The 21,086-nt window shown below is 69.0% G+C and carries 21 protein-coding genes; 10 read left to right on the forward strand and 11 right to left on the reverse strand.

Annotated features, from left to right (window positions below; all coding sequences use genetic code 11):
* Positions 1-21: 21 nt before the first annotated feature.
* Genes ACIBGM_RS34360 through ACIBGM_RS34380 form a run of 5 tightly spaced genes read left to right on the forward strand, consistent with a single transcriptional unit; the run spans position 22 to position 4,232 of the window.
* Positions 22-966 carry an ABC transporter permease gene (locus ACIBGM_RS34360; RefSeq protein WP_396387890.1) on the forward strand — a complete coding sequence of 315 codons (945 nt, stop codon included), beginning with the start codon at positions 22-24 and terminating at the stop codon, positions 964-966.
* A complete protein-coding gene (locus ACIBGM_RS34365) occupies positions 963-1,811 on the forward strand; it encodes an ABC transporter permease (RefSeq protein ID WP_360528180.1) in 849 nt (282 codons plus the stop codon). Before ACIBGM_RS34360 ends, ACIBGM_RS34365 begins: the two co-directional genes overlap by 4 nt.
* The gene (locus ACIBGM_RS34370; protein WP_396387891.1) at positions 1,808-2,599 is read left to right on the forward strand and encodes an ABC transporter ATP-binding protein; all 792 of its coding nucleotides are present in this window, start codon (positions 1,808-1,810) and stop codon (positions 2,597-2,599) included. The genes ACIBGM_RS34365 and ACIBGM_RS34370 overlap by 4 nt, the downstream gene beginning before the upstream one ends.
* Positions 2,596-3,423 (forward strand): ABC transporter ATP-binding protein, encoded by an 828-nt coding sequence (locus tag ACIBGM_RS34375; RefSeq protein WP_396387892.1) that lies wholly within the window; start codon positions 2,596-2,598, stop codon positions 3,421-3,423. Before ACIBGM_RS34370 ends, ACIBGM_RS34375 begins: the two co-directional genes overlap by 4 nt.
* Positions 3,420-4,232, forward strand: coding sequence for an alpha/beta hydrolase (locus tag ACIBGM_RS34380; RefSeq protein WP_396387893.1), 813 nt, complete (start codon positions 3,420-3,422; stop codon positions 4,230-4,232). The genes ACIBGM_RS34375 and ACIBGM_RS34380 overlap by 4 nt, the downstream gene beginning before the upstream one ends.
* Here ACIBGM_RS34380 and ACIBGM_RS34385 read toward each other — a convergent pair.
* The 3 genes from ACIBGM_RS34385 to ACIBGM_RS34395 all read right to left on the reverse strand — a co-directional run bounded on the left by ACIBGM_RS34385 (position 4,219) and on the right by ACIBGM_RS34395 (position 6,506).
* Positions 4,219-4,866: a LuxR C-terminal-related transcriptional regulator gene (locus ACIBGM_RS34385; protein ID WP_396387894.1), complete on the reverse strand. Its 648-nt coding sequence runs from the start codon at positions 4,864-4,866 to the stop codon at positions 4,219-4,221. The two genes, ACIBGM_RS34380 and ACIBGM_RS34385, sit on opposite strands and share 14 nt — an antisense overlap.
* A complete protein-coding gene (locus tag ACIBGM_RS34390; protein ID WP_396387895.1) occupies positions 4,851-6,062 on the reverse strand; it encodes a sensor histidine kinase in 1,212 nt (403 codons plus the stop codon). Before ACIBGM_RS34390 ends, ACIBGM_RS34385 begins: the two co-directional genes overlap by 16 nt.
* Before the next feature lie 222 nt (positions 6,063-6,284).
* The gene (locus ACIBGM_RS34395; protein WP_396387896.1) at positions 6,285-6,506 is read right to left on the reverse strand and encodes a hypothetical protein; all 222 of its coding nucleotides are present in this window, start codon (positions 6,504-6,506) and stop codon (positions 6,285-6,287) included.
* Between the two features lie 97 nt (positions 6,507-6,603).
* Between ACIBGM_RS34395 and ACIBGM_RS34400 the strand changes: the two genes are divergently transcribed.
* Positions 6,604-7,764 (forward strand): cytochrome P450, encoded by a 1,161-nt coding sequence (locus ACIBGM_RS34400; protein ID WP_360528159.1) that lies wholly within the window; start codon positions 6,604-6,606, stop codon positions 7,762-7,764.
* A 203-nt stretch (positions 7,765-7,967) separates the two neighbouring features.
* Here ACIBGM_RS34400 and ACIBGM_RS34405 read toward each other — a convergent pair whose 3' ends face one another.
* Together ACIBGM_RS34405 and ACIBGM_RS34410 are read right to left on the reverse strand one after the other, a co-directional pair.
* Positions 7,968-8,741 carry an ABC transporter permease gene (locus ACIBGM_RS34405; protein ID WP_396387897.1) on the reverse strand — a complete coding sequence of 258 codons (774 nt, stop codon included), beginning with the start codon at positions 8,739-8,741 and terminating at the stop codon, positions 7,968-7,970.
* A gap of 12 nt (positions 8,742-8,753) precedes the next feature.
* Positions 8,754-9,698, reverse strand: a complete 945-nt coding sequence (locus ACIBGM_RS34410; protein WP_396387898.1) for an ATP-binding cassette domain-containing protein — start codon at positions 9,696-9,698, stop codon at positions 8,754-8,756.
* An 87-nt stretch (positions 9,699-9,785) separates the two neighbouring features.
* Between ACIBGM_RS34410 and ACIBGM_RS34415 the strand changes: the two genes are divergently transcribed.
* On the forward strand, positions 9,786-10,526 hold the full coding sequence (locus tag ACIBGM_RS34415; RefSeq protein WP_396387899.1) for a TetR/AcrR family transcriptional regulator: 741 nt from the start codon (positions 9,786-9,788) through the stop codon (positions 10,524-10,526).
* Here the strand turns inward: ACIBGM_RS34415 and ACIBGM_RS34420 are convergent.
* Both ACIBGM_RS34420 and ACIBGM_RS34425 read right to left on the reverse strand, forming a co-directional pair.
* The gene (locus ACIBGM_RS34420; RefSeq protein WP_396387900.1) at positions 10,514-11,146 is read right to left on the reverse strand and encodes a nucleoside/nucleotide kinase family protein; all 633 of its coding nucleotides are present in this window, start codon (positions 11,144-11,146) and stop codon (positions 10,514-10,516) included. The genes ACIBGM_RS34415 and ACIBGM_RS34420 overlap by 13 nt on opposite strands.
* A 9-nt stretch (positions 11,147-11,155) precedes the next feature.
* On the reverse strand, positions 11,156-12,496 hold the full coding sequence (locus tag ACIBGM_RS34425; protein WP_396387901.1) for an FAD-dependent monooxygenase: 1,341 nt from the start codon (positions 12,494-12,496) through the stop codon (positions 11,156-11,158).
* A gap of 85 nt (positions 12,497-12,581) precedes the next feature.
* Between ACIBGM_RS34425 and ACIBGM_RS34430 the strand changes: the two genes are divergently transcribed.
* Positions 12,582-13,184 carry a TetR/AcrR family transcriptional regulator gene (locus ACIBGM_RS34430; RefSeq protein ID WP_396387902.1) on the forward strand — a complete coding sequence of 201 codons (603 nt, stop codon included), beginning with the start codon at positions 12,582-12,584 and terminating at the stop codon, positions 13,182-13,184.
* Here ACIBGM_RS34430 and ligD read toward each other — a convergent pair.
* The 3 genes from ligD to ACIBGM_RS34445 are packed head-to-tail and all read right to left on the reverse strand — an operon-like array spanning position 13,181 to position 16,502.
* Positions 13,181-14,161 carry a non-homologous end-joining DNA ligase gene (gene ligD / locus ACIBGM_RS34435; protein WP_396387903.1) on the reverse strand — a complete coding sequence of 327 codons (981 nt, stop codon included), beginning with the start codon at positions 14,159-14,161 and terminating at the stop codon, positions 13,181-13,183. The genes ACIBGM_RS34430 and ligD overlap by 4 nt on opposite strands.
* 39 nt (positions 14,162-14,200) lie before the next feature.
* Positions 14,201-15,310 (reverse strand): branched-chain amino acid aminotransferase, encoded by a 1,110-nt coding sequence (locus ACIBGM_RS34440; RefSeq protein ID WP_396387904.1) that lies wholly within the window; start codon positions 15,308-15,310, stop codon positions 14,201-14,203.
* A gap of 10 nt (positions 15,311-15,320) precedes the next feature.
* The gene (locus tag ACIBGM_RS34445) at positions 15,321-16,502 is read right to left on the reverse strand and encodes a helix-turn-helix domain-containing protein (protein ID WP_396387905.1); all 1,182 of its coding nucleotides are present in this window, start codon (positions 16,500-16,502) and stop codon (positions 15,321-15,323) included.
* 176 nt (positions 16,503-16,678) lie between these two features.
* On the opposite strand from ACIBGM_RS34445, the gene ACIBGM_RS34450 reads away from it, so the two are divergent.
* Positions 16,679-17,065: a hypothetical protein gene (locus ACIBGM_RS34450; protein WP_396387906.1), complete on the forward strand. Its 387-nt coding sequence runs from the start codon at positions 16,679-16,681 to the stop codon at positions 17,063-17,065.
* Between the two features lie 84 nt (positions 17,066-17,149).
* Entirely contained in the window at positions 17,150-17,905 is a 756-nt protein-coding gene (locus tag ACIBGM_RS34455) for a hypothetical protein (RefSeq protein ID WP_396387908.1), read from the forward strand.
* Here the strand turns inward: ACIBGM_RS34455 and ACIBGM_RS34460 are convergent.
* Entirely contained in the window at positions 17,902-20,907 is a 3,006-nt protein-coding gene (locus tag ACIBGM_RS34460; RefSeq protein ID WP_396387909.1) for a S8 family serine peptidase, read from the reverse strand. The genes ACIBGM_RS34455 and ACIBGM_RS34460 overlap by 4 nt on opposite strands.
* Between the last annotated feature and the right edge of the window lie 179 nt (positions 20,908-21,086).

Consider the following 21,086-nt stretch of genomic DNA (forward strand, 5'->3'; position numbering starts at 1 on the left):
GTGGGGGTCGGAATGCCTGCAATGATCGCACTGCGGCGCTTCGGCGCGATGGTGCTCACCCTGGTGATCAGCTCGTTCGTGATCTTCGCCGGCATGTACGCGGCGCCCGGGGACCCGGTGTCGTTCCTGATCGGGAACCCGGAGAACATGACACCGGAGCGGATCGCCGCGGTGCGGGCCGAGTACCACCTCGACGACCCGTTCGTCACCCAGTACCTGACCTGGGCGAAGGACCTGCTGCACGGCGACTTCGGGACCTCGATGGTCTACCAGCAACCGGTCACGACGCTGCTCGGCAGCCGGTTGCCGGTGACGCTGTCCCTGGTCGTGTACGCGTCGGTGCTGTTCATCGTGATCGGCGTGCTGCTCGGGATCTGGTCGGCGCTGCGCCGCGGGACCGCCGTGGACGCGCTGATCACCGGCGTGACGACGTTCGCCACCTCGATCCCGAACTTCGTCGTCGCAGTGGTGCTGATCTCGGTGTTCGCGGTGAAGCTGCGCTGGTTCGCGGTGTCGGGTCCGGGCGAGGGGTTCCTCGGCCGGATCCACCACCTGACCCTGCCCGCGATCGCGCTGTCCCTCGGCGCGGTCGCGGTGGTCAGCCGCGTCACCCGGCAGACGATGGTCGAGCAGCAGAGCCTCGACCACGTCGAGGCCGCCCGCAGCTACGGCCTGGCCCAGCGCAGGACAGTGGTCCGGCACGTACTGCGGAACTCGCTCGGCCCGATCGTCACGATGTGCGGCCTGATCGTGGCCGGCATGCTGGCCGGCACCGTCGTGGTCGAAGGCGTCTTCGGCCTGAACGGCATCGGCAGCCTGCTGGTCGAGGCGATCAACACGCACGACTTCCCGGTGGTGCAGGCGATCCTGCTCTACATGGTGATCGCGTACATGGCGGTCACGGTCATCGTCGACCTGCTCTACCCGTTGCTCGACGCCCGCGTTCTGGCCAGGAGTGCCGCATGACTGCCACCGCCGTACTGACCGATGTGACCGGCGTACGCCGCAAGCACGAGTGGCCGTTCTACCTGAGCGCCGGCGTGCTCGTGGTCGCCGTGCTCGCGGCCGCGTTCGCTCCGTGGGTGGCGCCGTACGACCCGGCGAAGACCGACTTCGGCGCGATCTGGCAGCCGGCCAGTGCCGAGCACTGGCTCGGGACCGACCAGCTCGGCCGGGACCTGCTGTCCCGGATCATCCACGGCGCCCGGCCGAGCCTGCTCGGGGCGATCGCGCTGCTGGCCGTCGCGACCGTGCTCGGCGTGCTGATCGGTGTGACCGCCGCGTGGAAACGTGGGTGGGTCGACACCGCGCTGAGCCGGATCACGGACGTGATGTTCGCGTTCCCGGGCCTGCTGTTCGTCGTGCTGTGCATCGCGGTGTTCGACCGCGGTGAGCTGACCTCGGTGCTCGGTTTGGCGCTCGCCTACGCACCGGCGATCGCCAAGTTCACCCGGTCGATCGCGCTCGAGGAGATCGCCCGGCCGTACGTCGACGCGTACCGGCTGCAGGGGGTCGGCGGGTTCTTCCTGTGCCTGCGCTACCTGCTGCCGAACCTGTTGCCGACGCTGGTCGGGTACCTCGTGGTGCTGTTCGGGGAGGGACTGATGAGTCTCGCGTCGCTGAACTTCCTCGGCTTCGGCTCCCAGCCGCCGAGCTCGGAGTGGGGCCTGATGGTCCAGGAAGGCCGGACCGGAGTCATCCAGGGCATCGTCGGCCCAGCGCTGGTCCCCGGTCTGACGATCGCGATCGTGGTCGTCGCGACCAACGTGGTCGGCGTCCGGCTCTCCGACAAGCTGGCGGTGCGCCGATGAGCCTCCTGCAGATCGATGACCTGAAGGTCGGCGTCCGCACGACCGAGATCCTGCGTGGCATCTCGCTGTCCGTCGACGCCGGCGAAACCGTCGGGCTGGTGGGGGAGTCGGGCTCCGGCAAGTCCACCACGGCCCGGGCGGCGTTGAAGCTCTTCCCGGACCGGGCCGTCACCTCCGGTTCGGTCGTGGTCGGCGACACCGACGTACTGTCGTGCGCACCGGCCGAGGTCCAGCAGGTCCGGGCACATCAGGCCGCGATGATCTTCCAGGCGCCGCGCACCGCTCTGAACCCGGTCCGGCGGATCGGCGACTCGGCGACCGAACGGCTCGTCCAGGTGCACGGCGTGCGCAAGAACGTTGCGCGCGGCAAGATCGTCGAACTGTTCGGCGAGGTCGGACTGCGGGATCCTGAGCGGCTGCTGCGGCTGTACCCGCACCAGTTGTCCGGCGGCATGCTGCAGCGGGTGGTGATCGCGGCCGCGCTGAGCATCGACCCGCGGTTGCTGCTGGCCGACGAGGCGACGAGTGCGCTGGATGTGACCACGCAGGCCGAGGTGCTGGCGCTGCTGAAGCGACTGCGGGCGGAGCGGGATCTCGGGGTGCTGTTCATCACCCACGACCTGCACCTGGCCGGCGCGTACTGCGATCGCGTCTACGTGATGAAGGACGGCCTGATCGTCGATCACCAGCCCGGCGCGACGATCTTCGAGAACCCGTCCAACGACTACACCCGGGCGCTGGCGGACGCCGTACCGAAGCTGCCCGAGCGTGCGGAGGTGCCGTCATGAGCCTGCTCCAGGTGCAGAACCTCGGCAAGACGTACGGCGGGCGTCGCGGAGCGGCCCCGACCGTCGCGGCCAAGGACATCAGCTTCAGCGTCGAGGCCGGTGGATCGCTCGGCGTGGTCGGCGAGTCCGGCTCCGGCAAGACGACGGTCGCACGGATGCTGGTCGGCCTGACCGCGCCGGACTCCGGCAGCGTCACGATCGACGGTGTCGAGATCCATCGGTCCGGACGCGGGCGGGCGGCCCGGTTGCAGCGTGCCCGCGCGATCCAGATGGTCTTCCAGGACCCGTACACCTCACTCGACCGGCGGCTGACCGTCGAAGGCTGCCTTCGCGACGTCCTGCGCCGGCACCGGCAAGACGCGCCCACCGACGAGGTCAACCGGCTGCTCGACCAGGTGGGACTCGACCAACGACTGCTGGCCTCGAGGCCCCATGAGCTCAGTGGTGGCCAGCGGCAACGAGTCGCGATCGCCCGGGCGCTCGCCGTACGCCCGAAGGTCCTCGTCCTCGACGAGGCGGTCTCCGCCCTGGACGTCTCGGTCCAGGCCAAGATCCTTGCCCTGCTCAACGAGATCCGCGCCTCCTCCGGGATCGCGCTGGTCTTCGTCAGCCACGATCTCGCCGTGGTCGGGGAGGTCACCGACCGGATCGTCGTGATGTACCGCGGCGCGGACGTCGAGCAGGACGACACCGGCGCACTGCTGCGCCGGCCCCGGCACCCCTACACCCAGATGCTGCTCTCCTCCGCCCCCGGACCCGGCTGGCAGCCGGAGCGGGTCGGCGAGCTGAGAGCCGCGTTCGCACTCACCGAAGGACGTCCATGACACACACCTCGACCTTCTACCAGCGCGGGGCGACGCCGATCTTCGCGTCCCAGGCCGACCCCCGGCTGCACTACTGCCTGTACGTGCCGCAGCAGCTGGCCGACGACGACCGCGCCCCGCTGGTGGTTGTCCAGCACGGTACGGCGCGATCGGCGGCCAACTACCGCACTCAGCTGAAGGACTTCGCGGACGAGCAGGGCGCGGTCATCCTGACCCCGATCTTCCCGGCCGGGCTGGTCGACCCGACCGATCTGCACAACTTCAAGTTCATCGAGTACCAGGGGATCCGGTTCGACCGGATGCTGCTGGCGATCGTGGACGAGGTCGCGGACCGGTTCCCGGTCGGCGCGGAGAAGTTCTACCTGCACGGGTTCTCCGGCGGCGGGCAGTTCACGCACCGGTTCCTCTACCTGCACCCGGACCGGCTCGCCGCCGCCTCGATCGGCGCGCCGGGGCGGATCACCCAGCTCGACGACACCCTGCCCTGGTGGCTGGGGACGAAGGGCTTCGAGGAGAAGTTCGGCCAGCCGATCGACGTGGACGCGTTGCGCCGGGTGCCGATCCAGCTCGTGGTCGGCTCCGAGGATGTCGAGACCTGGGAGATCATGAACCGCGGCGAGTCCAACTGGATGGACGGCGCCGAGCTGACCGGCACCACCCGGATCGAGCGGCTGCGCACCCTGGAGAAGAACTACCGCTCGCACGGCCTCGACGTCACCTTCGACGTCGTACCCGGCGCTGCCCACTCCGGTCGCAAGATCCTCCCGACGGTGGAACGCTTCTTCACCGAGCAGCTCAAGAACCGGTGAGTCCCAGGTAGGTGAGGACGGCGAGGACGCGGCGGTTGCTGCTGTCGTCGTCGTGGATGCCGAGCTTGCCGAACAGCGAGGTCGTGTGTTTGCTGATGGCGCTCTCGCTGAGGAACAGCCGCCGGCCGATGGCCTGGTTGGACAGGCCCTCGGCCATCAGGGCGAGGACCGCGTTCTCGCGTTCGGTCAGCTTGCCGATCGGCTGGTTCGAGCTGGACATCAGTTTGGTGATGACCGCCGGATCCATCGCGGTCCCGCCCGCGGCGACCCGTTCCAGTGCGTCGACGAACTGGTCGGCCTCGAACACACTCTCCTTGAGCAGGTACCCGACACCGGCAGCGCCGCCGGCGAGGAGCTCACGGGCATAGAGCTGCTCGACGTGCTGCGAGAGGATCAGGACCGGCAGCCCAGGCACGTCGCGGCGCGCGGCCAGCGCAGCCTTCAGGCCCTCGTCGGACTGGGTCGGCGGCATTCGTACGTCGATGACGGAGACGTCCGGTCGCCATTTCAGCAGCGCGGCGAGCGTCTCCGGACCGGTAGCCGCGGTCGCCACGACCTCATGCCCGTACGCCTCGATGAGACGGACCATCCCATCGCGCAGAAGGTAGAGGTCTTCGGCTACAACGATTCGCATGGCACCGTCATCCTCGCACGGGTCGGCCCGCCGGCCGGGCTGGTCAGGTCCAGGGTGCCGTCGAACGCGGCGAGCCGCCGCCGCAACCCGTCCAGTCCACCCGCGGCGTCGACCCTCGCGCCGCCCTGGCCGTCGTCCTCGACCCGGACCACGATCGCGGTCTCGCCGCGCGTGATGGAGATCTGTGCCCGCGACGCGTGCGCGTGCTTGACCGCATTGGTGAGCAGCTCGGCGATACCGAAGTACAGCGCGGACTCGATCGGCGGATCCAGGGTCAGCGGCCCGTCGGCATCGACCGTCGTCTCGAGTGGGCAGTCCATCGCGAGTGCGCGGACTGCGTCGACCAGACCGCGCTCGTTCAGCACCGGCGGGTTGATCCCGCGGACGAGTTCGCGCAGTTCGGACAACGAGGTGGCGGCGCCGACTCGCGCCTCCCGCAACAGCGCCTTGGCCTGGTCGGGGTTCGTCTCCATCAGCTTCTCCGCGGTGGCCAGGGAGAGGCCGAGGGCGACGAGGCGCGCCTGCGCTCCGTCGTGCAGGTCCCGCTCGATCCGCCGGATCTCGGCCGCCTGCGCCACCGTCGTGTCCGCCCGCTGCGCAGTCAACTCGTCGACTCGCTGCGCCAGCGCCATCGACGCCGACGGACGCAGAAACCGTACGGCGACCGGCGCGAACGGACGCCACGCGTACGGCGAAGTCGCGATCGCCACGACCAGTCCGGCAACCCCGAGCGCCGGCATCGATCCCACGAAGCCGAGGACGGCGACCACCACGCCGGCGGGTGGGATGGCAGCGACCAGGCCGGCAGCGAACGGTGCGATAGCCACGAACCGCAGGTCCCGCCAGTTGGCCGGGTCCTTGAACCGCAGCCGCAGCTCCTGGTCCTCACGAGCCTCCTTGCTGGTCCGCGAGTAAGACGTGCCGTTCCACCAGAACCCGGTCGACAGCTGCGTGATCGGTCCGACTTCCAGGTAGCCGCCCGGGAGCGCGGTGCCCGTCCACCTCGCGACGAGGGCACGTGCCATCCGGCAGACCGGGCGGGCGAGGGCCAGCGTGGCGAGGCCGGCGACGACGAACAACGGGATCCAGGACCAGGGATTGCCCGCCCACCAGACGGCCACCGTCCCGGCGATCGCCCACACGACCGGGACCAGCATGGTCACGACCGTGACGGCGCACGCCCGGACGAATCCCACGCTGACTCTCGTTGCCCACGACATCGGAAACCTCTTCTCGCCACGACTGGTGATTTCACTGTGCACCACCCGGCCGGCGAATCCGGCCGAATCGGCCCAGGAGTGGGTCCAGCCCCACCATCCCTACGCCCAACCACACTCCGGACAGACGTCAGCCGCTGTGCCCGGGTGGGCAACAGCGGCTGACGGTGTCTTCGAGCGCCTGAAGAAGAGGGGGGCAGGTCAGGCGGCCTGCAGCTCGCGGGTGCGGTTCTTCTGCGCCCAGACGGCCCGGCGCAGTTTCGACTTGTCCGGATAGCCGGCGGCTCGGCCGATCACGTAGACGTCGTGGCTGCGCATGTTGACCATTCCGGCGACGAACCAGACCGGGCTGCCCTCGGCCAGCATGGTGATGATCAGGTTGGTGGTGGCGGTGTCGGTGGTGGCGGTAGCGGTGGTGTTCATTCTGACCCTCTCCTTTGGTCGCTCTCACTGATACGTCGGACCAGATCCGCCGGATTCGACAACCTCGCCAGAACTTTTTTCGGCTACTTTTGGGCCGGTGACGATCACGCCCAGCGATCCGTACGCCGGCTACTCCGCCCTCCGCTCCAGCGGGCCCGTCCACCGGATCGCCGGACCGGACGGCAGCCCTTCCTGGCTGGTCACCCGGTACGACGACGTCCGCCAAGCGCTCGCGGACCCGAGACTGTCCGTGGACCGGCGGCACGCGCTGCCCGGCAACTACCGCGGCCTCAATCTCCCGCCCGCCCTAGACGCCAACCTCCTGAACATGGACCCGCCCGACCACACCCGGATCCGCGCGCTGGTCACCAAGGCCTTCACCCCGGGCCGCGTCGAAGCGCTCGCCGAACCGATCCGCCGTACGGCGGACGCCCTGCTCGAGCCCGTGGTCCGCCGGGGACAGGCCGACCTGGTCGCCGAGTACGCCGCTCCGCTGCCGATCACCGTGATCTGCGAGCTGCTCGGCGTACCGGAAGGCGTCCGGACCGACTTCCGCGCCTGGACCGACGCCATGCTCGCGCCACCGCGCCCGGAAGACGCGCGGAACGCGATCGGGGCGATGCTGACCTTCTTCGCAGGTCTGATCGCCGGCAAGCGAGCGGTGCCCGGCGACGACCTGATCACCGACCTGATCGCGGCCCGGGACCACGGCGACCGGCTCAGCGACGACGAACTGACGTCACTGGTCTTCCTGATCCTGTTCGCCGGCTACGAGAACGTCGTCCACCTGATCGGCAACGCGACCCTCGCGCTGCTCACGGATCGACCGTTGTGGGAGCGGCTGCAGTCGGATCGCTCGCTGCTGCCCGCAGCGGTCGACGAGCTGATGCGCTACGACGGTCCGGCGCCCCTCGCGATCCGGCGCTTCCCGGTCGAGGACGTGGAGATCGGCGGGGTGGTGATCCCGGCCGGCGAGACCGTCCTCCTCGGTCTCTCCTCGGCCAACCGCGACCCGGACCGTTTCCCCGACCCGGACCACGTCGACCTCGACCGCAGTACTCGCGGCCACCTCGCGCTGGGCCACGGCATCCACCACTGCCTGGGTGCTCCGCTCGCACGGCTCGAAACCACGATCGCGCTCGAAGCGCTGCTCGATCACACCCCGGACCTGAGCCTCGCCGCCGCGCCGGAGGACCTGGTGTGGCGCGACTCGATCCGCACCCGCGGGCTCCGAGCTCTGCCCGTCGCCTGCAGTTGAGGTCCAGTCCGGAATCCCTTGTCCTGCAGGGAAAACAGAGCGCCCCGATCAGTGACCGGGGCGCTTGTCCGTGTGGGTCCCGGGGGGAGTGGGACCACCACACGTTGGGGGGGACTTGAACCGTATCCCGGTCGCGGGGTCATGTTCGAACCAAACCGGCACGTCGCACCGGGCGATTTCGCCGAACGGCCCGAAACCTGCGGTCAACGGCCTACGCGGCGCTTGTACAACCACGTCGCGAGTGTTACCGAGAGCAGGAGCAGACCGGTACACCAGGCCAGCGCGATCCAGCCGTTGTTCCCCATCGGGGTCCCGATCAGGAAGCCGCGCACGGTCTCGATCACCGGCGTGATCGGCTGGTGCTCGCTGATCGGCCGCAGCCACGACGGCATCGTCTCGGGCTGCACGAACGCACTGCTCAGGTAGGGCAGGAACAGCATGAAGAAGCTCAGCGTGCTGGCCGACTCGACCGACTTCGCGATCACGCCGAGACCGGCCGCGAGCCAGGAGAGCGCAAGGACGTACAGCAGCAGAAGCCCGATCGCGGCCAGCCAGTCGCCGAGGCCGGCAACCGGCCGGAAACCCATCGCCAGGGAGGCGAGGATGACGATCGCCGTCGACACGGAGTTACGCGCGATACTCGCAGTCACATGGCCGGTCAGCACGGCGAAACTGCGGATCGGCAGCGATCGCAGCCGGTCGATCATCCCGCTGGTCATGTCGTCGGCGACCGCCATCGCCGTGTTGGACGCGCCGTACCCGGTGGTCAGCAGCAGGATCCCCGGGACCACGTAGTTGATGTACTCCGTGCCGGTGTTGATCGCGCCGCCGAACACGTAGACGAACAGCGCCATCATCAGCATCGGCAGCAGGATCGACACGAACAGCGTGTCCACGTTGCGGCGCATCAGCCGCACCGAGCGGTCGATCATCGTGACCACGTCGGACACCGCGGCCGCGGCTCCTTGATGTGACATCTCAACCCCTCCTCAGGCCGTCAGGGCCAGGAACACGTCGTCCAGCGTCGGCCGGTGCGACGACACTCGCTCCGGCTGCACCCCGTTGTCCCGCAACACGTCCAGCACGTGGTGCAGGTGGGCCGCCGAACCGTCCGACGGCAGACTCACCACCAACTGATCCACCAGCACGCCATCGGTCCCACTCCAGTCGCCGGCGCCGTCCGGCGCCTCGGCCCGGAGCAGCCCGGTTGCCTTCAGCAACTGCACGTCGTCCGCGAAGCGGAGCTCGATCCGCTCGCCGCCGAGCTGCGCCTTGAGTGCGTCGGCGGTGCCGGTGGCGACGATCCGGCCCTTGTCGAGCAGCACGATCCGGTCGGCCAACCGGTCCGCCTCCTCCAGGTACTGCGTGGTCAGCAGGATCGTGGTCCCCTCGCGGACCAGCTCCCCGATCGCGTCCCACATCGTCGACCGACTGGCCGGGTCGAGCCCGGTGGTCGGCTCGTCCAGGAAGATCACCCGCGGCTGCGCGATCAGGCTCATCGCCAGGTCGAGTCGCCGCCGCATCCCACCGGAGTACGTCTTCACCCGCCGGTCCATCGCGTCGGTCAGCCCGAACCGCTCGAGCAGTTCAGCGGTACGGCGTCGCGCGGCCGGCCGACCGAGATGCATCAGCCGGCCGACCATCACCAGGTTCTCCCGGCCGGTCTGGTTCTCGTCGACCGCGGCGTACTGCCCGGTCAGGCTGATCACGCCGCGGACCTGGGCCGGCTCGCGCAGGACGTCGTACCCGGCGATGGTGGCGTGGCCGGCGTCCGGCCTGGTCAGCGTGGTCAGGATCCGCACGGTCGTGGTCTTGCCGGCGCCGTTCGGCCCGAGCAGAGCGAGCACCGCTCCCTCCCGGACCTGCAGGTCGACCCCGGTCAGCACCTCGGTCGCGCCGTACGACTTCCGGAGCCCGGTTGCCTCGACGATCATCGTCCCCTCCTACTGCGTATCGAGTACGCTAAATAGCGTAGCAGGTACGCTATATGCCCGCGCAACCCCTAGACTGAGGCGGTGGAAATGAGTGAGTTGCCGTCCGAAGTGGCCCTGATGTGGCGGTTGCGGGAGGGCAGTCGGCGGGGGCCGAAGCCGTCCCTGACCGTCGAGGACATCACCCGGTCGGCGATCGAGCTCGCCGACGCCGAGGGGCTGGCCGCGGTCTCGATGGCGCGGGTCGCCGAGCGGCTCGGCAACTCGACGATGGCGCTCTATCGGCACGTGAAGAGCAAGGACGAGCTCCTGGTGCTGATGTCGGACGCCGCGCTCGAACGCCCCGAGCCAATGCCGGAAGGGATCGACTGGCGGACCGCTCTGACGTTCTGGGCGGAAGGCGTGATGGTCGCGATCCGCAAGCACCGGTGGTACTCGAAGCTGCCGATCTCCGGCCCGCCCGCCGGGCCGAACAACCTCGCCTGGTTCGACGCCGCGCTCGGCGCGCTCCAGGACACCGGCCTGCCCGAAGAGGCCAAGGTCGGCGTCGTGATGGGCCTGATGACCTACGTGCACGGCGAGATCCGGTTGTCTCTCGACCTGGCCGCCGGGTTCGCCGACAACCCGTCCGCCTTCAGCACGTACGGCGCGGTCCTGGCTCGGGTCGTCGATTCCCGCCAGCTACCAGCACTGGCCCGGGTCCTGGACGCCGGCGTCTTCGACACCGTAGGCGCCTTCGACGAAGAGTCGGACGAGGACTTCGACTTCGGTCTGCAGCTCTACCTGGACGGCGTGGAGCGCTTCATCGAGCGGGTCTGTCAGGGCAGCTGAACGATCGCATCCGCGGAGTGCGCGGTGGCCGCGATCCGGCGGGCGTTCCGCTCGTCGGTGCCGTAGGTGCGGGCGTGGGCTTCTTCGGGGGAGCGGCCGAACGCGCGGTGGCGGGCTTCGAGCCGGTCGTGCCGCAGTTGCTCAGGCACCTCGACGTACCAGCACTGGTCGAGCAGCGTCCGGATGGTTGCCCACGGCATCTCGTCTAGCAGCAGGTAGTTGCCCTCGGTCACGACCAGTGTGACCTCCGGCGCGACGCCGATGCTCGCGGCGATCGAGTCCTCGATTCCACGGTCGAACCGCGGCGCCCAGAGCTGCTCGTCCGGGGACTGCTTCAGTCTGGTGAGCATGGCGACGAATCCGGCCCCGTCGAAGGTGTGCGGCGCGCCCTTCACCTCGGCGAGCCCGAGCTCGTCCAGTACGGACTGCGCCAGGTGATACCCGTCCATCGGCACGAGCGCGACCTTGTGCCCGTCCGCGACCAGCTTCGCCGTCAGCTGCTCGGCGTACGTCGACTTCCCGGCCGCCGGTGCCCCGGTGATCCCAAGGACGGCCCGGCGCCCCTGCGTGGCCAGACCGACAGCGCGCTCATACGCGGCGGCCGGGTCGAGAGTCTGCACCCGACGATCCTAGGCGAGGTAGCCGTCCGGGCGGATCAGGAACTCGTCGCCGTCCTTGGCGTGGTAGTGGGTGACCGCTTCGGGTGATGTGTAGCTTGCTGCTCCGACGTCGACACCGGTGGAGGTGAAGCGGAGCCGGCTTTCGTGTGGGCCTCGGAAGACGTCGAAGAGGCGGAGCTTGTTGCCCTGGGCATCCACCAGAGGCGCGTCGGGAGCGCGGTCGCCGGGGGCGATCGGGCGGGTGTCGGCCGGGTCGCGGTAGGAGACGTCGAGCTGGCGGGTGTTCTCGCCGCGTTCCATCGCGCTCTCGTCACCGTCGACGTGCTTCTGCATCAGCTCCTCGCTGATCCCGAGCACCCGCAGCGCGTTGCGACGCCGTTCGTCCTCGTACGACGCCAGCACCTCTTCCCGTCCGCCGGCCAGCTTCCAGCCGAGGTTGTACGCGTCCTGGACGCCCGTGTTCAGGCCCTGGCCGCCGGTCGGCGGGTGGACGTGGGCGGCGTCGCCGGCGATGAATACGCGTCCGACCCGGAACCTCGCGGCCAGCCGAACGTTCGGTCGCCACACCGTCGACCACGTCAGGTCGCGGAGCTTCGCCACGCCCGGACCGGCGTACTCGTCGACTCGTTGCTGCAGCGTCTCGATCGTCGGGTCGGCCTCGTCGTGGTCCAGCGGTGCGCCGAACTGGAACTGGTCGCCGCCGGCCAGCGGGGTCAGCGCGATCCCGGCCATCGGATTGTCCCGCTTCGCGAACCAGTAGCCGAACTGGTGGTCGAGCCCGTCCGCGGCGACGTCGCCGAGCAGCATCCGGATCGACTCGTCCGTCGTCCCCTCGAACGCGATCCCGAGGTGCTTGCGGACGAAGCTCCGGCCGCCGTCCGCGCCGACCAGGTACTGCGCGTCGACCGTCTCGCCGGTCGACAGTTCGGCTCGCACGCTGTCGTCGTACTGGGTGAACCCGACGATCGCGGTGCCGAGCTCGACGTGGACGCCGTACTCCTGGAGTTTGTCGCGGAGGATCTGCTCGGTGCGGGACTGGCCGAGCATCCACGCGTTCGGGTACGGGGCGTCCGGGGTCGGCTCGAGGATCGGGGCCATCCGGCGCTCGTCGGCCAGTGTCCCGTCGAGGTACACGCGCATCAGCGGTAGCGACCGGCCTTGGCTCAGCACCTCGTCGATGACGCCGAGGTCGTCGAAGACCTCCAGGGTCCGCGGCTGGAGCCCGTCGCCCCGCGAGCCGTTGAAGTACTCCGTCGCCTTGTCGATCAGGCGTACGGCGATCCCGCGCCGGGCCAGGTCGATCGCCAGGGTCAACCCGGTCGGGCCGGCGCCTGCCACCAGAACAGCCATCTCTTGTCTCCTTTGGGTGAACCATGATTCAGTGAATCTAGATTCACTATGAACTTGGCTAGGGTTCGGTGTCAAGGAGGTTCTGGTGACGGACACGGTGAGCCGCCGGGAACGGGCGGCCGGGACCGAGGCGGCGCTGAAGCAGGCGGCCCGGGAGGTGTTCGCCGAGCGCGGGTACCTGAACACGAAGATCACCGACATCACCGCGGCCGCAGGCCGGGCGACGGGATCCTTCTACAACCACTTCGCCGGCAAGGAAGAGCTCCTCGAGGCGCTCCTGAAGGACATGCTGGCTTCGGCTGATGACGCCGTCCTCGACGACTCCGACCACGATCCGGACTTCAGCAAGATCTCGTCGATCCGCTGGCACGTCGCGGCGTTCTGGCGGTTCTACCGCGCTCACCTGCCGGAGATGGTCGCGGTGAAACAGGCCGCGATGGTCGACCCGGAGCTGGGCCGTCGGCTACAGCGGATCATGGCCGACGACGACCAGCACATGATCGAGCACTTCTCCCACCTGCCCAACCCGCCGGCCGATCCGCTGGTCGCGATCTCGGCAATGAACGCGCTGATGGAAGGCTTCGCCTACACCTGGCTGGTCGTGAATCCGTCGGACGGCCGGACGATCTCCGACGATGCCGCCATCGACGCCCTCACCAACCTGCTGCACCACGGATTGACTGGTTAGTCCTCGGGCGGGGGTGGCTCTTCGGCCCCTTCGCGCTCGTCGCGGTCCGCCCACTCGAGCAGTGTGTCGAGGGAGTAGGCGGTGTCGTCGATCGTCTCGTGCAGATCGCCGAGCTCGGCGAACCGGGCCGGCACCGTCTCGATGGTGAACGCCTTCGGGTCCACGTCGTCGATCTCGTCCCACCGGATCGGCGTCGACACGGTCCCTTCCGGGTTCCCGCGGACAGAGTACGCACTCGCGATCGTGTGGTCCCGTGCGTTCTGGTTGTAGTCGACGAAGAGCTTCTTCGGATCGCGATCCTTCCGCCACCACGTCGTCGTCACGTCGTCCGGCGCCCGCCGCTCGACCTCCCGCGCGAACGCCAACGCGGCCCGCCGTACGTCGGAGAACCCATGCTCCGACTTCACCCGCACGTAGATGTGGATCCCAGACCCACCAGATGTCTTCGGATAACCCACGACCTCGAGGTCGTCCAGAACCTCGTGTACGACGTGCGCCACCTGGCGGACCCGGTCGAACGGGCACTCCGGCATCGGGTCGAGGTCGATCCGCCACTCGTCCGGCTTCTCGGTGTCGGCGCGACGGGAGTTCCACGGGTGGAACTCGACCGTCGACATCTGCACCGCCCACGCCACGTGCGCGACCTCGGTGACGCAGAGTTCGTCCGCCGTACGGTTGTAGCGCGGGAACTTCACCCGCACGGTCTCCATCCACGGCGGCGCCCCGTGCGGCAACCGCTTCTGGTGCACCTTCTCGCCGGACACGCCCTCGGGGAACCGGTGCAGCATGCACGGCCGCTCCCGCAGCGCCCGCACGATCCCGTCGCCGACGGACAGGTAGTACTTGACCAGATCCAGCTTCGTCTCCCCGCGCGTCGGGAAGTACACCCGGTCCGGATTGGAGATCCGCACCGTGCGCTCGCCCACCTCCAGCTCGACCGCCGGAGTCTTCGACTTCCCCGCCTTGGACTCAGCCATGTGGCCAACCTAACCGCCGCGGGGGACAACCGGCAGCAACTACGCCAGCCGGGTCAGCCAGCCACGCTCGTCGGGGACTCGGCCGTACTGGAGGTCGAGCAGGGCGGAGCGGATCGACCGGGTGACCGGGCCGACGCCGTGGTCCACCGAGTGGTCGCCGATGGTGAGGTCGCCGTCGGGCCAGGCCAGCCTGCCGATCGGGGTGATCACGGCAGCGGTGCCGGAGGCAAAGACCTCGGTGATCTCGCCGCTGCGGACGCCGTCCTTCCACTCGTCCGCGGACACCTGGCGCTCCTCGACCTTGTGCCCGAGGTCGGCGGCGAGCTCGAGCACCGAGGCCCGGGTGACGCCTTCGAGGATCGAGCCGGACAACTCGGGCGTCACGATGCGGCCGTCGGCGTAGACGAAGAACATGTTCATGCTGCCGATCTCCTCGAGCCACTTGTGCTCGACGGCGTCGACGAAGGCGACCTGCTCGCAGTTGTTGGCGACCGCTTCGGCCAGCCCGGCGAGACTGGCGGCGTAGTTCCCGCCGCACTTGGCGGCGCCGGTGCCGCCCGGCGTCGCACGGATCGTGGAGGTCGTCAGCCAGATCGACACCGGCTTGGGGCCGGTGTCGAAGTACGGGCCGGCCGGCGAGGCGATGACGCCGAACAGCACCTCACGGGCCGGTCGCACGCTCAGCGCCGCCTCGGTGGCGATCATGTAGGGCCGCAGGTACAGACTGGTCTCGCCGCTGTCGGCCGCGGGAACCCACGGCTCGTCGACGGTCACCAGCGCCCGCAGCGCCGAGACGAACTCGTCCTCTGGCACCTGCGGCAGCGCCAGCCGCGCTGCGCTCGTAGTGAACCGAGCGGCGTTGCGGTCCGGCCGGAACGCCCACACCGATCCGTCCGGGTGCCGATAGGCCTTGAGCCCTTCGAAGATCTCCTGCGAGTAGTGCAGTACGGCGGCAGCCGGGCTCACGGTGAGCGGTGCGTACGCGGTCACCTTCTGGTCATGCCAGCCACGGTCGACCGTCCAGTTGGCCACCACCATGTGGTCCGTGAACGCCTGCCCGAACGCCGGCTTTGCCAGCACCGCAGTGCGTGCGTCCGCGCTGGCCGGATCGTGTCGCACCTCAACCGCAAAGTCCCAGGTCTCACTCACCTCCGGCACGTTACCCCTGCCACTGGAGTGCGCTCGACCCAGTGCCCACTCTGCGGCCATCGAGGTACACCTGCCGCCTCAGCACCTCCTGCAGATCCCACGCCGCCGCCAGCCCGGGCTCCTGCTCGCGCACGACGTCCAGCACGCGCTGAGCAGCGTCGTACAAGTAATAGGTGTGCCACTCGTCCGGCAACTCCACCAACACCCGCAGCGCCAGCGCCACACTCGCGGCGACCTCGCCGTCCACAGCAAGACACTCGGCCAGCCCGAGCTCCACTCCGGCACGTTCACCGAGCCACGCTTCCGGGCACTCCTCCAATGCTCGTCCCAGCAGCACACAACCGGCGCCGCCATACCCGAGGCGGGCACAGATCCGCCCCTCGGCCCAACGCACTTGGTACGACGCCCAGTCAGTCGGCCAAGCGTCCGTCGCCCCGGTCGCCGGCACCACGTCCGCAACACTCAGGAGCTCCTGAAGAGCGCGGTGTGCCTCGGCACTGCGACCCAGCTCGGCGAGCACCTGCGCTCGCGCCGCATGCGCCTGCAGGACGCAGCCCGGTGTCTGCCGCCCGAGAGTCAGGGCCTCTTCGGCGAGGTCGAGCAGTTGAGGCAGTGGTCGCCGCTCCGCGAGCCCGCTGACTGCCTCCAGCGCACGCACCGAGCTGCGGACGGATGGCTCGGCAGAGCTGTCCGCAGCGGCTCGGGCTGTCTGCCACCAGCGCCTGGCCGCGTAGGTCTGCCCGAGCCCGGTCAGCGTCAGCGCGATGAGCGCGGTCAGTCGCGCGACCGGCGTCGGCATGCTCGCCGGCAGCGCGCGGAGATCCATGATCAGCTCCGGCAGCAGACATCCAGGCGGAACACCGCGGAAGTCCCCGACCTCGGCAGCCGGATCAACAATGCCGAAGGACAGCACGAGCTCGTGCCAAGCCGCCTGCAGCGGATCCGCTGCCACCAGCGACTCGGCCGGCTGCGGCCGGGCCCGGCCCTGCTCGAACGCAGCGATCAGCCGGCTCCCAGTGCCGAGCTCGCGATCACAGAGCCGTGCCAAGTCGGCAGAGCCGGGGCGCTGTCCGCGCTCCACCTGCGACAGGTAGCTGTGGTCGTAGCCGACCCGGCCGGCCAGTTGGCGCAGACTCAAGCCGACTGCCTGCCTGCACTGCCTCAACTGCGCGCCGAACGCTGCCTCAGCCACAGGACCACCCCCGTTTGCACTTCGAGCTCATGTGGTGCGTGCCAAGACAGTACAAGCCCACGCCGACAAAAAGCTGCCAGAACCCTTGTAGGCAAGGACATGTGGGCTGTGGGCTGTTCACACAGCCCACAGCCCACACCTGTTGTGAACAGCAGCCGCTGGGCAAGAGTGAAGGAGTGAACACGACGCAGCGGCCCCCTCGCCTCTTCCGACTGGTCCGCCACGTCCACGCCTCCGGCATCCGCGCCACAGGCACCCTCGCCGAAGGCGTCCAGTGGTCCGACGGAACCGTGGCCCTGAGATGGCGCGGCCGCTGGCCCAACACCTCCACCTGGGACGGCGGCATCGAAGCCCTCCTGGCCGCCCATGGCAACGGCGGCCGCACCCAGGTCCATTGGTTCCCGAGCACCCCACAGCCGGTGCCCAGCCGGGCCGGGCCTGTCGTCAGTCGTCCGACGCCGAGCGCCGTACAGGTCAGCCCACTCTGGCTGCCGGCCCCTACGCCCGACGGCTGCTGCGCCCGCTGCGGCCAGCCGTGGCCGTGCCCTGGACTGTGTCCGTGAAGGCTGCGTGAGACATCGCTGCTGGGCCTCCGCTAATTCGGTTTAGTGTGAGGTCGGTTGTTGCCGGTGTGGGGAGGAGTTGCGGTGGCGGACGGGGCGGTGGTGGATCCCCTGGACGAACTGGACGCGCAGTTGTCGAGACTGCGACTGGTGGCGGACGAGCTACGCGGAGCCCGGGGCCGGCCGGTGCTGGAGGGGAATCAGGTCGAGCTGATCGAGGACGGGCCGACGCTGCTCAGGGCTTATGAGGAGCTGCAGAAGAGCTCTGTGCGGGAGGTGCGGGTGCTGGATCGGCCGCCGTACGTGACGCCGCCGTCTACGCAGCAGCGGCTGGAGCTGGAGCGGCTGGCGGACGGTGTCGAGTACCGGGCGATCTACGGCACCGAGGTGTTCGAGTCCGAGGACATCATGGGAGTGCTGCCGGAGCTGCAGTCGGCGGGCGAGGTGAGCCGGGTGCTGGCCCAGGTGCCGATGAAGATGGCGGTCGGGGACGACCACACCGCGCTGATCGGGCTGACCAAGCGAGCGCCGGCCGAGTCCAACCTGCTGATCCGGTCGTCCGGGCTGCTGGACGGGTTGATCGCGACGTTCGAGATGCTGTGGGCGCTGGCGATCCCGATGCCGGCCTTGCTCGCCAACGGTGAGGTGCCGGCCCTGCGGTCGCCCGATCGGGACATCCTGCTGCTGCTCGCCGGGGGCGCAACCGACGACATGATCAGCCGGCGGCTGCGCATCAGCCCCCGGACGACCCAGCGCCGGGTCCGCGCGCTGATGGAGTCACTCGGCGCGCAGACCCGGTTCCAGGCGGGCGTCCAAGCCGCCCGCCGCCGCTGGATCTAGTTGATCGTCACCACTGTGCCGGCCCGGTTCGGGAACTCGACGAAGCCGGTGGAGCGCTGACCGGTCGGCAGACCGGACCAGGATGCGGTGACCTGGAAAGGAGTGAAGGCGGTCGGTGCGGCCGTCGGGCTGACCTTGAGGGCGCTGCCCGCAGCGGAGGTCACCACGTTGGTCTGCATCGTGTACTGCGTGGTGTCAGCACCAGGCGGGTTGGACAAGGTGATCGCGAGAACACCCCACACGCCCGGAGCCGGCGCCGCGAGCGTCGCGGATGCCTGGTTGGACCCGTTGCCCACGAACGACAGCAGTTGCTTCTGGCCGTTCACGACCTTGTAGAGCACCAGCCAGATACTGCCGGCCGGGTCGACGGTCTTGATGTTCCACTGCACCGCCTTGGTCTGCGTCGTGACGGTCACCGGGTAGTCAGGCAGGTCGGCGTCCGCAGTCCCGGCCGCCACTGCACCAGGGACGAGTGGAGCGGACACGACGCCGTACGCCCGGATGGGGGAGCCGGCTTTGCCGACGGTGGCCTGGAAGCCGGCCGTGCCGGAGGCTCCGGTGCCGCTGACCTCGGTTGGCGCGAGGACAGAGGTCGGTACGACGGCGATCGGGCTACGGACCGCCTTGCCGGCGCCCTGCCAGGTCAGCCAGCCGCTGGTGGTCTCACCGGACGCTGCCGTGTCGAGGGTGAGCTTGACCGTGAAGGTCTTGGTCTGGCCTGCGGCCGTGAAGTTCAGGATCGACGGGATCACCGTCGCCTTCATGCCAGGCACGGAGACCGTGGCTCGGTAGAGCCCAGGGGTCACCGCGGTCACCCGCCGGGTGATGGTCTGAGTGCCGAGCAGTTGCCCGACCGCAATCGACGGAGCGTTGTAGTCACTCGGATCGACAGCCGGTACGCCGGTGCCGGTCGCAACACCTCTGCCCTCGAGGTAGCTCAGCCAGTCCACATCACCGGAGTCATAGACCAGACCCGGGTCGAGCATCTTCGACGGCTGCACCTCACCAGCACCCCGTGCGAACGGGTCGCTGTCGACGTCGCCAGTAGAAGACAGTACGTCGGTAGCAGTCGTCATCAGCGCGGACTTGACTGCCATCGGCGACCAGTCCGGGTGCTTGGACAGGTACAGCGCGGCCAGACCGGCCACGTGCGGCGCGGCCATCGACGTACCGGAGTAGAAGGCGAAGCTGTGTCCGTCGTTGCTCGGCGGTGCGACAGCGGCAAGCACGTTCACGCCGGGTGCGGCGAGGTCAGGCTTCAGCAGGTCGCCATTGCTCGACGTTGACGGGCCGCGCGACGAGAAGTCGGCCATCTGTGGGTATGGCTCGTCCTGCCCGCTGGTGTTGCCGGGCACTAGCTCTGCGGTGGCGCTGGCACTCGACGCATACGCCTTGACTGTGAGAGCAGACGGGACGTTGAGGTGCACGGTCGGTACAACGTGAGAGTCGCCGAGCGCGTCCTGGTCGAACACGTTGAGCAGAACCATCCCGACGCCGCCGGCACGCAGCACCTCGGCGGACTTGTCCACCCGGGCACCCACACCGCGCTCGCAGACGACGATCTTGCCGCTGGTCTTGGCGGGGTCGAGCGTGCCGGGCAGACAGCCCAGCGCGTCGGCGTCACTGGCCGATGCGGTCTTGACTGCCGGTCCGGTCACCAGCGGGCGGGTTCCTGTCTGCGCTGCGATGCTCGTGCTCACGCCGGCGTACTTCTGCCCGTTGCCCAGCACCACAGTGCCCGCGTACGGCGCCACTGTGCTTGCGCCGACCGTGGTCACCCACGGCGAGGTGTTGTCGAGCGTGGACGCGTACGGACCGGAGTTGCCGCCCGCTGCGGAGACGAAGATGCCTGCCGAAGCCGCGGACAGGAACGCGAGCTGGATCGGGTCGGTGTGCGCGGTCTCGAAGATCGAGCCGACCGAGTAGTTGATCACGTCGACGCCGTCGGCCACGGCCTGGTCGATCGCGGCCAGGATGTCGGAGGTCAGGCCGCCGGAGTTCTTCCCGTCCCTGCCTTCCCAGAGCGCCTTGTAGACGGCGACCTTGGCTGCCGGTGCGACACCGGAGATGGTGCCGAAGTTGATGCCGCTCTCCGCGACGTCGACGCCGGGCTTGCCCGCTGCAGTGGAAGCGGTGTGCGTGCCGTGGCCGTTGCCGTCCCGCGGCGAGGCGTAGTCGGCGCGCTGGTCCGGTGGGACCAGGTTGAGCCAGCCGTCGCCGAAGTACCTCGCGCTGATCAGCTTGGTGTTGCACAAGTCGGCAGTGAAGCTCTCACCGGTCTCGCAGCTTCCGGTGAAGGTGTTGCCGTCGGCCTTCTGCATCACGGTGCTGGTGCCGGAGCGGTACGGCCGGTAGGGGTCTGCTGCGGTCGGGGGATTGGTGCCGAGAGCGGGGCCGGAGAAGGATGCGCTCTCCGGCCAGACGCCGGTGTCCACGACGCCGACGACGACGCCCTTGCCGGCTTCCGTCGTACCGCCGAGGGTCTTCCAGACGCCGTCGTTGCCGGAGAGCTTGAGGAAGTCTGCGGGCTTGCGGTCGTCCAGAGCCTTGTGCAGCTGGTCCGGGACCACGGAGACCACGCCTGCTGTCTTGCTGAGCTCGTTGACCTGCTGGGAGCTCAATGAGGCGGTGAACGCGTTCAGAGCGGTCGAGTAGTCCTGGCTGACCTTCGCACCGACCTTGGCGGCGACCTGTGCGTGCTTGGTGCCGAGGAACGAGCGGTAGCGCTTGGCGTCGGTGCTGTCGACGTCCACCTTGCGGCCCTTGGCCGGCTTGGTCGCCTTCAGCCCGCTGATGCCGCCTTCGTACGTCGCGAGCGGCTTGTCGGCCAGAGTCACGACGTACCGGCCCGGTGCGAAGGTCGGCAGCCCCATCGAGGTGGCCTCTGACGCGGGCGGCGGTGCGGTCGGTGCTGCTGAGCCTGGTGGAGCCACCAGGGCGGTGGTGATCAGCGCGGCGCCCGCGAGCAAAGCGGTGCGCCGGCGCAGGACGGGATGGTTCACGTAGGCCTCCACGGGGACGTCTGGACGACGAGGAGCCTGCCAAGACGTAGCGCCGGCTACACGGTTTTGGCTTCAACTGGCCGCTGGCGAAAACCTGCCAAACAACCGGCGACGGGGTCCCGACAGCGTCGGGAAGCCGACAGCGGTGGCGCATTGACCTGGAAGTTAAGGAGCGTCTC

This window comes from Kribbella sp. NPDC050470 (assembly GCF_044458365.1).
In the GTDB taxonomy this organism is placed as follows: Bacteria; Actinomycetota; Actinomycetes; order Propionibacteriales; family Kribbellaceae; genus Kribbella.

What these genes read in the sequence shown, in the direction of transcription:
- ligD (WP_396387903.1), bottom strand. Translation starts at nt 14,161, where the DNA reads ATGGCTGAGTCCAAGGCGGGGAAGTCGAAGACTCCGGCGGTCGAGCTG.
- ACIBGM_RS34395 (WP_396387896.1), bottom strand. Translation starts at nt 6,506, where the DNA reads ATGAACACCACCGCTACCGCCACCACCGACACCGCCACCACCAACCTG.
- ACIBGM_RS34380 (WP_396387893.1), top strand. Translation starts at nt 3,420, where the DNA reads ATGACACACACCTCGACCTTCTACCAGCGCGGGGCGACGCCGATCTTC.
- ACIBGM_RS34425 (WP_396387901.1), bottom strand. Translation starts at nt 12,496, where the DNA reads ATGGCTGTTCTGGTGGCAGGCGCCGGCCCGACCGGGTTGACCCTGGCG.
- ACIBGM_RS34370 (WP_396387891.1), top strand. Translation starts at nt 1,808, where the DNA reads ATGAGCCTCCTGCAGATCGATGACCTGAAGGTCGGCGTCCGCACGACC.
- ACIBGM_RS34405 (WP_396387897.1), bottom strand. Translation starts at nt 8,741, where the DNA reads ATGTCACATCAAGGAGCCGCGGCCGCGGTGTCCGACGTGGTCACGATG.
- ACIBGM_RS34360 (WP_396387890.1), top strand. Translation starts at nt 22, where the DNA reads ATGATCGCACTGCGGCGCTTCGGCGCGATGGTGCTCACCCTGGTGATC.
- ACIBGM_RS34415 (WP_396387899.1), top strand. Translation starts at nt 9,786, where the DNA reads ATGAGTGAGTTGCCGTCCGAAGTGGCCCTGATGTGGCGGTTGCGGGAG.
- ACIBGM_RS34365 (WP_360528180.1), top strand. Translation starts at nt 963, where the DNA reads ATGACTGCCACCGCCGTACTGACCGATGTGACCGGCGTACGCCGCAAG.
- ACIBGM_RS34385 (WP_396387894.1), bottom strand. Translation starts at nt 4,866, where the DNA reads ATGCGAATCGTTGTAGCCGAAGACCTCTACCTTCTGCGCGATGGGATG.
- ACIBGM_RS34410 (WP_396387898.1), bottom strand. Translation starts at nt 9,698, where the DNA reads ATGATCGTCGAGGCAACCGGGCTCCGGAAGTCGTACGGCGCGACCGAG.
- ACIBGM_RS34375 (WP_396387892.1), top strand. Translation starts at nt 2,596, where the DNA reads ATGAGCCTGCTCCAGGTGCAGAACCTCGGCAAGACGTACGGCGGGCGT.